We start from the raw sequence: 11,739 nt of genomic DNA on the forward strand, positions 1-11,739 counted from the left end.
TGTTTGTAAGCATGTAATTTTGTAATCATGAAACGAGATCAACAATCCGACGCCTCCGACGCCGCGGATTGGTTCGCCGGGCGCCTGCCCGACGGCTGGTTCAGTGGCGATCCTGAAGTCGTTGTCGACCGCGAAGAGATCACCGTCATCGGCCGACTGCCCGCCGAGGAGAGTGCCAAGGAAAGTGAGGCGCGCGCAGCAGGCCGCGCCTCTCGCTTCCGGGAAGAGACCCGCTCTCACCGAATGCGCATCGCCGACGAGGCGCAGGCCCGGTATGGGCGCAAGGTCTCCTGGGGTGTCGACGTGGGCACCGCCGAGGAGTCCGAGCGGATCCTGTTCACGCACATCGCGGTCCCGGTGATGACTCGTCTGCGCCAGCCCGAGCGCCAGGTGCTCGACACCCTGGTCGAAGCGGGAGTCGCCCGCTCCCGCGCCGACGCGCTGGCATGGGCGGTGCGGCTGGTCGGTGAACACGCCGAGGAATGGCTGGACAAGCTACGGGGGGCCATGACAGAGGTTCGGGATCTGCGAACGCAAGGCCCGCAGCTCTAGGCCTGCGTCATCGCGAAGTAGGGACCGCGGCGCGCCAACAGCTCGGTATGGGTGCCACTCTCGACCACACTGCCGCCGTCCATCACGACAATGCGATCCGCATCACGAATGGTGGAAAGCCTATGGGCAATAATGAAACTCGTCCGATCCCGACGTAGCTCGGCCATAGCCCGCTGAATCAGTAGTTCGGTTCGGGTGTCCACCGAACTCGTCGCCTCATCGAGTATCAGCAGCTGCGGGCGTGCCAGGAAGGCCCGGGCTATGGTGATCAACTGCTTCTCGCCGGCGCTGATGTTCTCGCCGTCGTCGGCGATCCTGGTGTCGTATCCGTCGGGGAGTGTCTGCACGAATCGGTCCACGTACGCCGCGCGTGCCGCCTCGCGAACCTCGTCGTCGGACGCCCCGGGCCGCCCATAGGCAATGTTCTCGGCGATGGTGCCTGCGAAGAGCCAAGTGTCTTGCAGCACCATCCCCATCAGTGATCGCAGATCGTGGCGACTCACCGTTGAGATATCAATGCCGTCAAGCAGTATCCGCCCGGAGTCGAGGTCGTAGAAGCGCATCAGCAGGTTCACCAGGGTGGTCTTTCCTGCCCCGGTCGGCCCGACGATCGCCACCGTCTGCCCAGGTTCGACGCGCAGCGACAGCCCATCGATCACCCGGGTTTCGGGGGAGTAGCCAAAACTGATGTCCTCGAACTCGACACCCGGCGACCCGGCGGGAATAGCGGCGGGATGTGCCGGGTCCGGAGTCTCCTCGCCAGCGTCGAGCAACTCGAAAACCCTTTCGGCGCTGGCGAGTCCGGACTGCAGGGTGTTGTACATCGCGGCCACCTGCGTCAGCGGCTGGTTGAACTGCCGTACGTACTGCGTAAACGCCTGGATGCTGCCCAGTGTCAGATCGCCCGAGGCCACCTTGAGGCCGCCCACCACCGCCACCGCCACATAGCTCAGGTTCCCTACGAACGCCGTAGCGGGAGACACCAGGCCCGAGAAGAACTGTGCGCCAAAGGCGCTGCGGTACACCTTGGCATTCCGATCCGCGAAGATCGCCTCTGCGTCCGTGCGGTGTCCATATGTTTTGACGATGGTGAAACCGCTGTACGTCTCTTCGATATGCGCGTTCAGTTTCCCGGTGTTAGACCATTGCGCGACGAACAGCCGTTGCGAGCGACGGGCGATGGCCCGCGTCACCCACAGCGACAGGGGCACCGTCACGAGGGTGATCACGGCCAGTAGCGGCGAAATGCTGAGCATCATGACAAGCACTGCGACTAGGGTGAGCATCGAACTCAGCAGTTGGTTGATGCTCATCTGAAGAGACGTCTGGATGTTGTCGATATCATTGGTCACGCGGCTGAGAATCTCCCCGCGCTGGCGGGAATCGAAGTACGACAACGGAAGCCGATGTAGTTTGTCTTCCACATCGGCCCGCAATGCCACGACCGTGCGCTGCACGGTGACGTTCAGAAGCCGGGCCTGAACCCACGCCAACAACCCAGCCGCCAGGTACAGACCCAGTGCCAGTGCCAACGTCATCCCCACGGCATGAAAGTCGACACCCACTCCTGGGGTGACGTTCATGCCGGAAAGCATCTGTGCGAATTGGCCGTCCCCGCGTGCCCGTGCCGCCTCGATGGCTTGTTCCTTGTTGAGTCCGGCGGGCAACTCTCGCCCAACCACCCCGTTGAACAACAGGTCGGTGGCGTGGCCCAGGATTCGGGGCCCGATCACCCCGATCGTGATACCGGTCATCGACAGGATGATCACCACCGCGGTCAGAAGACGTTGCGGAGCAAGACGCCTCACCATCCGCACTCCGGTGCCACGGAAGTCCCGGGAACGCTCTACCAGCCCTTGCTGCACCCCTCGAAAACCGATCCCCTGAGTCATACCAGTGACACCGCCTGCGAATCGCAGATCTCCCGGTACATCCCGCAGCAGTCCACCAGCTCGGCATGGGTGCCCACCGCGGCCACTCGACCATTGTCGAGCACCACGATCTGGTCGGCATCGATTACCGTCGAGATCCGTTGAGCCACCACGATCACGGTGGACAGTGCGGCGACCGCGCGCAGCGCCTCCCGTAACCGGGCATCGGTACGTACATCCAGCGCGGAGAACGCGTCATCGAACAGGTAGATGCCCGGACGGCGAATCACCGCGCGCGCAATGGCTATGCGCTGACGCTGCCCGCCGGAAAAATTGATGCCGCCCTGTGACACCGGCATGTGCAACCCCGCAGGATGCGCTTGGACGAAATCCGCCGCCTGCGCTACCTGTAACGCCTCCCACATCTCGTTCTCGGTAGCGTCGGACTTGCCGTAGCGCAGGTTGCTTTCCACCGTTCCGGAGAACAGGTACCCGCGTTGCGGAACCAACCCCATGAGTGTCCAAAGGTTCTCAGGGTCATATCGCCGGACATCGTTACCGCCCACGCGTACCGAACCCGCGGTCACGTCGTGCAAGCGGGGGATCAGTGACAACAACGTGCTCTTGCCGCAGCCCGTCGCACCGACCACCGCGGTGACCGTTCCGGGTTGTGCCGTGAATGAAACTCCTTCTAATACCGCACGTTCGGCACCTGGATAGCGGAAGCCGGCATCGGTGAACTCAACGGTCGGATCCGATGCGTCCGCGGAAAGCGGATCGGGCGGGGCGGTAATCGATCCCACTGTCTCGAATACCTCGGTGATCCGTTCGGCGCACGCCGAGGCTCGCGGCACCATGACGGCCAACATGGTGAGCATCATCATCGACATGAGGATCTGCAAGAAGTAGGACAAGAAGGCCAGCAGCGAGCCCACCTGCATCTGTCCCTGGTCGATACGCAGCCCGCCGAACCAGATCAGCGCGACGCTGGAGGTGTTGATGACCAGTGAAGTGGTGGGCAGCATCAGGGCCTGCCATCGGCCGGCGGCAAGTGCCGCTTCGGACACCTCGGCGACGGCCGCACCAAACCGCTTGCGTTCCAGAGTTTCCCGGGTAAATGCGCGAATGACACGAATGCCGGACAACTGTTCCCGCATGACCCGGTTGATGCCATCGATGAGCCGTTGCATGCGGCGGAAGATCGGCAACATCGACCGCACGATGTACCAATTGACCAGGCCGAGCGCAGGCATGCTCACGATGAGCAGCCAGGACAACCCCGCATCCTGGTGGATCGCCATCGCGATCCCGCCTATGCACATGATCGGTGCCGTCACCAGCATGGTGCAGGTGATCTGGACCAGTACCTGCAGCTGCTGAACGTCGTTGGTGGTGCGCGTCAACAAGGTCGACGCGCCGAATCGAGACGACTCTTCGGCGGAGAACCCGGTGATGTGGTGGAACAGCGCCGACCGCATGTCGCGGCCGAAGCCCATGCCGGTCCGGGAACCGAAGTAGACCGCGCCGATCGAGCAGGCGATCTGTACCAGCGTCACCGCCAGCATCACCATGCCGAGTCGCATGATCGTGCGCGTATCGCCCTGCGCGACTCCGTCGTCGATGATCGCCGCGTTGACTGTCGGCAGATATAGCGCGGCCAGGGTGCTGATGATCTGCAGCATGACGACCACCGCGACCAGACTGCGGTAGGGACGGACATAACGTCGCAGGAGGGCCCGCAACTGACCCTGAGGCATGGGCACCACTGTCGCACACGACTCCCGCAACAAACCCGCAGCTCAGTGGTTGGCGCGGGTTTGTGCCGCTACAGTGCACATGTGAGGTTGGGCTTGGATTCGCGCAACGTGTGGAGCAAGTGTGCTGTCGCCGTGGTGATGGTGGCGCTTGTGGTGGCCGGTTGTTCGGGCGGTGATAAGTCTGATCAACCCAATGGCAATGAGCCGAACGCGACAGCACCGGCGCAGACCAAGTCCAAGGGCGTCGAGGGTCCGATGTTCTCGGAATGCGGCGGTGTCAGCGATCAGGCGATGATGCAGCTGACCAAGGTCGTGGGTTTGGTGGGCACCGCCAAGAATTCGGTCGGATGTGTCTGGCTGCGCGGGGGAAGCATCGTGGGACCGCACTTCTCCTTCAACTGGTACCGAGGCAGCCCCATCGGTCGTGAACGGGCGACGGAGGAGCGGACACGCCCCAGCGTCGAGGACATCGAGATCGCCGGATACAAGGGGTTCATCGCCACCAACGGCTACCCGGGCACCGTGACCACACTGTGCGAGATCGGCATGGACTTCGGAAACGATTTCATCGAATGGTCTATCAACTTCGAGCCCGGATCCGGCGCTCCCGACTCCTGCGACGTGGCCAAGCAGCTGACCGAGACGTCGATCAAGGCGGCCAAGAAATGACCCATCGGAAAACGAAGTCCCTGTTCGCGGCGGCGTGCGTCGCGCTGGTCGCATTCACGTCCGCAGGCTGTGGCGGCACCGTCGACGGAGAAGCGGTCATGCCCGGCCGCGGCGATCTGGGTGACGGCACGCCCGCCGAGCAGAAGTACCCCAACCTGCTCAAGGAATGCGACGTCCTCACCACCGACGTTCTGGCCAAGGCCGTCGACGCGGATCCGAGGGACATTCAGAGCACGTTTGTGGGCGCATTGTGCCGGTGGCAGGCGATGAGTAAGAGCGGTGGCCTCGTCGACATCACCCGCTTCTGGTTCGAGACGGGCAGTCTCGAAGCGGAGAAGGCCACAGCGAACAGTCTGAAATACAACGTCCAGGAACGGGCGATTCAGGGAATCCCGTCGATCGTGATGAAGCCGCCGGACCAGCCGGGCGCCTGTGGAGTTGCCAGCGACGCGGCAGGTGTTGTTGGATGGTGGGTCAACCCGCAGGGCCAAGGCGGAGACTCATGCACGCAGGCAATAAAATTGATGGAGATGACGCTGTCAGTGAACATCTGACAGGTCGTGTTCGCTCGTCCCGTGTGGGCGGGATAGTGCTGTGTGCGGTGCTGGCCATGGGAATGCTGTTGAGTTCGGGATGTTCCGGGCACCACCACGAAGTCAACGGGCATGAGGTGGCTACCTCGCATGACGTCCGGGTCGGCCCGGGGTACTCCGAGTGCGGCAGCCTCACCACACCCGATGTGATGGCCGTCGTACGCCGGGCTGACCTCAGGCTGATTGCAAAGACGCCCGCCGGATGCACCTGGTCTCCGAATGGATCGTGGAGCGCGCTCCCGAACGTCACCCTGTCCTGGTATCGCGGCAGCCCGATCGGTCGCGAGCGGGAGGGGGAGGAGCGGACGCGTGACGAGGTCAGGGACTTCTCCGCGGGAGGCAAGAGCGGTTTCATCAGTTCGACGTACGGGATGTGCGTCACCGCGCTGGAGTACGGGGACGACCAATTCTTCGAACTGGCGGTCACCCTGCTCGGTGCGGGTCACGGCACATCCTCGGACGCATGTCACTGCGCGATGAAGCTGTCCACCCAGGTGGCTGAGAAGGTCTGAGACCCTGCCGACTAGCGCGGCACGTGGAACTTGGTGAGCGATCCGCCGCCTAATTCGAGCCGTGACCACGGCGACCGAGTGGTGAGCACCGCGATTGCGGAGGTCGGAAACTTGGTGGAGATCCGGTTCGCGGCCTCTGCATTGCTGGTACCGGTGTCGGCGAGCATGAGTGCCAGCTGCGAAGTGGTGGGTTCATGCCCGACGACGAGCACCGTGCTCGCGGAATCCGGTACCGCGTTGATCTCGCCGAGGGTGATTCCCACCGTTGAGTCGTAGAGTTTGTCGCTGAATCTGACGAGCTGGCTGTGTACCCCGGTTTGAGTCAACGTCGCGCGGGTCCGGGTAGCGGTTGAACACAGCACCGCGTCGATCCGATTGAAATTGTCTTGCAGCCACGTTCCGGCCTGGGTGGCTTGTCGCGTACCACGCAGATTCAGCGGGCGCTGGTGGTCGTCGACTCCTGGCGGATACGCCGACTTCGCATGCCGCATCAAGATCAGGGTGCGCTTGGCGTCATCCGGCATGGTCGTACGGTAGCCGGGGTAGGTGACGAAAGACGGGCAAATGCCCGACCTGTGGATAAGTCACCAATCCGGGCCGCGGGGATCAGGCGCGGCACCCGGAGGTTGTCGGTGGACGCCCATAGACTTCCCGTGTGAAGTTCCTGCACACCGCTGACTGGCAGCTCGGCATGACCCGGCATTTCCTTGCCGGCGAAGCTCAGCCGCAGTATTCAGCCGCGCGTAGGGAGGCTATCGCCTCCCTTGGTGAGGTTGCTGTGGCACAGGGTTGCGACTTCATGGTGGTGTGTGGAGATGTCTTCGAGTCCAACCAGCTGGCCCCGCGCGTCATCAGTCAGGCGCTGGAGGTGATGCGTGGCGTCGGGGTGGATATCTATCTGCTGCCCGGCAACCACGATCCCCTGGACGCCGCCTCGGTGTACACCAGTGAGCTGTTCCTGGCCGAGAAGCCCGCGAACGTCCACGTCCTCGATACCGCGGGCGTGCATCGGGTGGCTGCCGGTGTCGAGCTGGTCGCGGTGCCGTGGCGTTCCAAGGCGCCCACGCATGATCTGGTGGCCGAACAGCTGCAGGCTCTGCCCGTTGACGGCACCCGCCGCATCGTGGTGGCCCACGGTGGTGTGGATGCGCTGGACCCCGACCCGACGAAACCGGCGCTCATCGCGCTGAAGGCCGTCGAGGACGCCATCGCCCGCGGCGCGGTCCATTACGTGGCGTTGGGGGACAAGCATTCCCGGACCCAGGTGGGATCCACCGGGCGGGTCTGGTACTCGGGGGCGCCCGAGGTCACCAACTACGACGATGTCGAATCCGATCCGGGACATGCTCTTGTGGTGGGCCTGGACGAATCGGGTGCGGTGCAGGTGGATGCCCATCATGTGGGCAGATGGCGGTTCGTGACGTTGCGGCGGTCGGTGGACAACGCGCGCGATATCGCCGATCTCGGACTGAACCTCGAACTGCTGCCCGACAAGGAGCGCACGGTGGTGCGTCTGGGGCTCACCGGCACGCTCAGCGTGACCGATAACGCCGTGCTGGAAGAGTGCTTGGACAAGTACACGCGGCTTTTCGCCAGCATGCGGATGTGGGAGCGGCATACCGATATTGCGGTGGTGCCCGCCGATGGAGAGTTCAGTGACCTCGGTGTCGGTGGTTTCGCTGAGTCCGCGATCGCCGAGCTGAAGGAGATGGCGGCCGCGGGCGGGTCGTCGTCGGCGGATGCCCAGGGCGCCCTGTCGCTGTTACTGCGCCTCACGTCCAGTGCCGGGCGTGGCGGCTCGGCCAAGGGCGGCGCGGTGGCACGAGGGTCAGCGGCGTGAAGCTGCACCGCCTTTCGGTCACCAACTATCGCGGAATAGCTCATCGCGACATCACTTTTCCCGATCGCGGTGTTGTGGTGGTCAGCGGAGCGAATGAGATCGGCAAGACGTCCATGATCGAGGCGCTGGACCTGCTGATCGAATCCAAGGATCGTTCCACCAAGAAGGACGTCAAGCAGGTCAAGCCCACGTTTGCCGACGTAGGCTCCGAGATTGAAGCCGAGATCAGCTGTGGCCCCTATCGATTCGTGTATCGGAAGCGTTTTCACAAGCGCGCCGAGACGCATCTGACGGTCATCGAGCCACGCCGCGAACAGCTCTCCGGAGATGAGGCGCATCAGCGGGTGCTGGACATGCTGGATCAGTCCATCGACATGAACTTGTGGAAGGCGCAGCGGGTTCTGCAGTCGGCGGGTGCAGGTGTACTCGATCTGTCGTCGAGCGATGCGCTTACCCGCGCACTGGATCTTGCTGCCGGACAATCGGTTGCGCTGTCCGGTAGCGAGCCCGATTTGGTGGAGCGGATCGACGCCGAGTACGCGCTGTACTTCACCGCGACCGGGCGTCCCACCGGTGAATGGGCCAAGGCCGGTGTCCGGCTGACCGCCGCCGAGGATGCGCTTGCCGTCGCCAACGCGGCCGTGGCCGAGGTCGAGCAACAGGTTCGTGAGCACGACGAGCTGACTCGGGAGCTGGCCTCCGTCATTGCCGACCGTGCCGAGGTGAGTCGTCGGCTGGTTCCGTTGGAGCAGGCCTCTCAAGCCGTTTCGACCTTGATGCAACAACGCGATAACGCAGCCGTAGTCGCTGAGGCGGCGCAGGCCGCGGCGGTGGCAGCACAGACCAAACGTGACGAGCGGGCCCAACTGGTCGCGGATATCCAGGCCCGTCGCGCCGGAATCGATGGGCTCGCCGAGCAGGTGTCGGCCGCGAAGGAAGCGCACGCTGAAGCGCAACAGGTAGCAGAGGCGGCCGAGGTTGCCGCGGCCCGGATGGCCCAGGCGGTCGAGGCTACCCGTACTCAATTGCATTCGGCCCGCGACACTTTGGACCGCGCACTGGCCCGGGATGAGGTGGATGGACTGGCGGCCCGGGTGTCGCGTATCGACCTCGCTACCCGGCAGTTGACCACGGCCGGTGCGGAACTTTCGGCACTGGCCATCACCGCACAGACCCTTGGCGCTATCGAGGCCGCCGCGCGAACCGTGGGCATGGCAGAGGTGGCTCTGGACACCGCTTCGGCGCAGGTGGAGGTTCGCGCGCTCGCCGATGTCGACATCACCGTGGATGGCCGCCAGCTGCGGGTTGCGGCCGGGGAGCAATGGGCAAGTGCGGCCACCGATACCGTCGAGATCACCGCTCCCGGTGTGGCAGTCACCCGAATCATTCCGGGGGCCAACGCCGCGCAGCTGCGTGGAAACCTCGATGCGGCTCGCGAGGCGCTCACCGGCGCATTGGCGGCTGCTGGTGTAGCCGATGTCGGTGAGGCCCATAAGCAGCATGAGCGGCGGACCGAGCTGAATGCCGAACGCGACCGGTTGACGGCACTGCTCGATGGGCTGATGGGCTCCGAGAGCCTTGATGCACTGCGCGAGAAGCTGAGCCGCTTGCGCGAGTTGGCACCGGAGGCCGACGGTCTGTGGGATGCGATCGATCCGGCGCAGGCTCGCGCAGAGGTCGCCCGGTTGGTGGCCGAGGTGGAGCGCCTGCAGACTGAAGAGGTCACCCACCGCCACGCCACCCAGGTCGCCAATCAGAAACTTGCCGAGAAGTCCACCGAGGCAATGGTATTGCGAGAGAAGCAGGGCGCCCGCGCCGAAGAGTTGGCCGCCGTGGAGCAGCGCCTGGCCCAGGTTCGGGCATCGGCTTCCGACGATCTGCTCACCGAACGCCATGAGCAGGCGGTCCAAGCGGCAGACCTGACCGCTCGCCGCATCACCGATCTGATGGGTCAGTTGGCCGCGCTCGAGGCTGATCGGGTACGCGCCGAACTCGGCGAGGTCTCCGCGCGAGCACAGGGGCTGGATCAGCAGCACGAGTCGTTGCGTCATCGGCTACGCGATATCTCGGTGCGCCTGGAAGTGTTCGGCAGGCAGGGCCGTAAGGACCAGCTGGATGCCGCTGCTTCCGAGCGTGAATATGCGGCAACGGAATTCGCCCGGATCGGGGCGAAGGCCCGAGCCGTCGACACTCTGCGATCGGTGATGTTGCGGCATCGGGACGGCATGAGATTGCGTTATGTCGACCCATTCCGTGCGGAGCTGGAGCGGTTGGGGCGCATGGTCTTCGGCCCCACCTTCGAAGTGGACGTCGACAGCGATCTGAGTATTCGCAGCCGGACGCTAGAAGGCCGAACGGTGCCCTACGAGTCGCTATCGGGTGGCGCGAAGGAACAACTGGGCATCGTCGCGCGACTGGCGAGTGCCGCGTTGGTGGCTCCGCAGGATGCGGTGCCGGTCATCATCGATGACGCGCTGGGATTCACCGACAGCGACAGGCTGGAGCGCATGGGAGAGGTGTTCGGCGCGGTGGGCACGGAGGCGCAGGTGATCGTGCTGACCTGCAGCCCCGACCGTTATCACTCGGTCACCGGGGCGCAGCGAATCAGCCTGTCGGCCTGAGTGACTCGGCTGCCCCGATACCCCTCAAAATCGGTGCCTCTCAGAAATACGCGTTCGCCGGAAGCGGCGTGCCGTGCAGCAGGTTCTGGCCGATCACCCGGGCCTTGTAGTGCACCGGATTATGCAGGCTGATGGTCCGGATGTTCCGCCAGTGCCGGTCCAGATTTCGGCTCCGGCTGGAGGCGCTGGCACCACCCAGGTCCAGCAGCTTCGTTGCGGCGTCGAGTGCGACGGCATCGATGTGCACCTTGGCCTTGGCGACCGCCAGTTGGGCTTCCTCGGCGAGCTGCGCATCGGGAACTCCATCGCGCAAGGACGCGGTGGCGGCATCAATGGCATCGGCCGCGGCGAGAACCGTGGCCTCGGCCGCGAACGCGGTTGCGCTGAGTTCGCCCAGGGTGCGTTGCAACAACGGATCATCGACCGGACGTTCGGTGAGAGCATGACTGAAGTTGCGCTGCCGGGAACGCAGCAGTGCCGCACCGTCATCTACGACTGACCGCAGCACTCCGGCGACAATCGCCAGGATGTAGAGCTGCAACGACGCATACTGCGTGGTGGGCACCGGGGCCGCGTCATACGGTGTGTCGGAAAGGATTTCGTTGCCAGCGACATCGACCTGAGTAAAGATCGTGGTGCCCGTACCAGTGCGTCGCTGGCCGAATCCATCCCAGTCGTCCACCAGCCGCACCCCGTCGCGATCGCCGGGGACGATGACCGATGCGATCGAATCGTGGTCGGTGGTTGCGGTGACCGTCAGGTAGTCCGCGAACAAGGTCCCGGTGCTGTAGAACTTCTCGCCATTCAACCGATATCCATCACCGGCCGGCAGTAGACGGGTGTTGAACACCAGACTTCCGACGGCCAAAGTCCCCTTCTCGCTGAATGCATTGGCGAACAGGTTGCCTTCGTTCACCTTCGTCAGCCAGGCGGCCGACGTGGGATCGGAAAGCGTGCGCAGCCGTTCCTCGACGAACCAGAAGTGAGTGCGGAAGATGTGCGCGACGATGGGGTCGGCCTGCGCGATATCGATGATGGTGGAAAAGAGTTGCCGCACAGAAAGTCCTGCGCCGCCCAGTTCTACCGGGATACGCAGCCGACCGATCCCTGCCTCCTTGAGCAGCCGAACCTGGTCAAAGGGATTCTCGTCGTCAAGGTCACGTTCTCGTGCCCCGTCGGCGACCTGGGTGAGCAGATTCCGGTAGGTCTCGGTGCCGGGCAGTGCGCGGATTTCGAGGACTGACGGAGCGGAGGTCATATCTTCGTTGTACGCAGCATGCCCATTGGCGGCATCGCTTTGAATCACCCAGAACCGAAGCGGCAA

Annotated in this window: 10 protein-coding genes; 6 read left to right on the forward strand and 4 right to left on the reverse strand. The window is 63.9% G+C overall.

Features of this window, described 5'->3' with window-relative positions:
- Window positions 1-27 precede the first annotated feature (27 nt).
- Window positions 28-552, forward strand: a complete 525-nt coding sequence (locus BB28_RS06840; protein WP_046252950.1) for a hypothetical protein — start codon at window positions 28-30, stop codon at window positions 550-552.
- Here the strand turns inward: BB28_RS06840 and BB28_RS06845 are convergent.
- Window positions 549-2,444: an ABC transporter ATP-binding protein gene (locus BB28_RS06845; RefSeq protein WP_046252951.1), complete on the reverse strand. Its 1,896-nt coding sequence runs from the start codon at window positions 2,442-2,444 to the stop codon at window positions 549-551. The genes BB28_RS06840 and BB28_RS06845 overlap by 4 nt on opposite strands.
- Complete coding sequence (locus BB28_RS06850; protein ID WP_191985264.1) at window positions 2,441-4,165, reverse strand: ABC transporter ATP-binding protein; 1,725 nt, start codon at window positions 4,163-4,165, stop codon at window positions 2,441-2,443. Before BB28_RS06850 ends, BB28_RS06845 begins: the two co-directional genes overlap by 4 nt.
- A gap of 153 nt (window positions 4,166-4,318) precedes the next feature.
- Here BB28_RS06850 and BB28_RS06855 point away from each other — a divergent pair, with 153 nt between their 5' ends.
- Genes BB28_RS06855 through BB28_RS06865 form a run of 3 tightly spaced genes read left to right on the forward strand, consistent with a single transcriptional unit; the run spans window position 4,319 to window position 5,954 of the window.
- A complete protein-coding gene (locus BB28_RS06855; RefSeq protein ID WP_044104574.1) occupies window positions 4,319-4,849 on the forward strand; it encodes a DUF3558 domain-containing protein in 531 nt (176 codons plus the stop codon).
- The gene (locus BB28_RS06860; RefSeq protein WP_046252953.1) at window positions 4,846-5,403 is read left to right on the forward strand and encodes a DUF3558 domain-containing protein; all 558 of its coding nucleotides are present in this window, start codon (window positions 4,846-4,848) and stop codon (window positions 5,401-5,403) included. The genes BB28_RS06855 and BB28_RS06860 overlap by 4 nt, the downstream gene beginning before the upstream one ends.
- Window positions 5,404-5,435: 32 nt before the next feature.
- Window positions 5,436-5,954 (forward strand): DUF3558 family protein, encoded by a 519-nt coding sequence (locus tag BB28_RS06865; RefSeq protein ID WP_046255605.1) that lies wholly within the window; start codon window positions 5,436-5,438, stop codon window positions 5,952-5,954.
- An 11-nt stretch (window positions 5,955-5,965) separates the two neighbouring features.
- Here BB28_RS06865 and BB28_RS06870 read toward each other — a convergent pair whose 3' ends face one another.
- Window positions 5,966-6,478 carry a SixA phosphatase family protein gene (locus BB28_RS06870; protein WP_046252954.1) on the reverse strand — a complete coding sequence of 171 codons (513 nt, stop codon included), beginning with the start codon at window positions 6,476-6,478 and terminating at the stop codon, window positions 5,966-5,968.
- 131 nt (window positions 6,479-6,609) lie between these two features.
- Here BB28_RS06870 and BB28_RS06875 point away from each other — a divergent pair, with 131 nt between their 5' ends.
- Window positions 6,610-7,794: a metallophosphoesterase family protein gene (locus tag BB28_RS06875; protein WP_046252955.1), complete on the forward strand. Its 1,185-nt coding sequence runs from the start codon at window positions 6,610-6,612 to the stop codon at window positions 7,792-7,794.
- Window positions 7,791-10,415, forward strand: a complete 2,625-nt coding sequence (locus BB28_RS06880; RefSeq protein ID WP_046252956.1) for an AAA family ATPase — start codon at window positions 7,791-7,793, stop codon at window positions 10,413-10,415. Before BB28_RS06875 ends, BB28_RS06880 begins: the two co-directional genes overlap by 4 nt.
- A 40-nt stretch (window positions 10,416-10,455) precedes the next feature.
- On the opposite strand, the gene BB28_RS06885 is transcribed toward BB28_RS06880, so the two are convergent.
- A complete protein-coding gene (locus tag BB28_RS06885) occupies window positions 10,456-11,739 on the reverse strand; it encodes an acyl-CoA dehydrogenase family protein (protein WP_081252221.1) in 1,284 nt (427 codons plus the stop codon).

Origin of the sequence: Mycobacteroides chelonae CCUG 47445 (genome assembly GCF_001632805.1) — a bacterium.
GTDB classification, from domain to species: Bacteria; Actinomycetota; Actinomycetes; order Mycobacteriales; family Mycobacteriaceae; genus Mycobacterium; species Mycobacterium chelonae.

Bases quoted from the DNA above. Each gene is read 5' to 3' on its own strand.
- BB28_RS06840 (WP_046252950.1), top strand. From the start codon at position 28: ATGAAACGAGATCAACAATCCGACGCCTCCGACGCCGCGGATTGGTTC.
- BB28_RS06845 (WP_046252951.1), bottom strand. From the start codon at position 2,444: ATGACTCAGGGGATCGGTTTTCGAGGGGTGCAGCAAGGGCTGGTAGAG.
- BB28_RS06855 (WP_044104574.1), top strand. From the start codon at position 4,319: ATGGTGGCGCTTGTGGTGGCCGGTTGTTCGGGCGGTGATAAGTCTGAT.
- BB28_RS06860 (WP_046252953.1), top strand. From the start codon at position 4,846: ATGACCCATCGGAAAACGAAGTCCCTGTTCGCGGCGGCGTGCGTCGCG.
- BB28_RS06870 (WP_046252954.1), bottom strand. From the start codon at position 6,478: ATGCCGGATGACGCCAAGCGCACCCTGATCTTGATGCGGCATGCGAAG.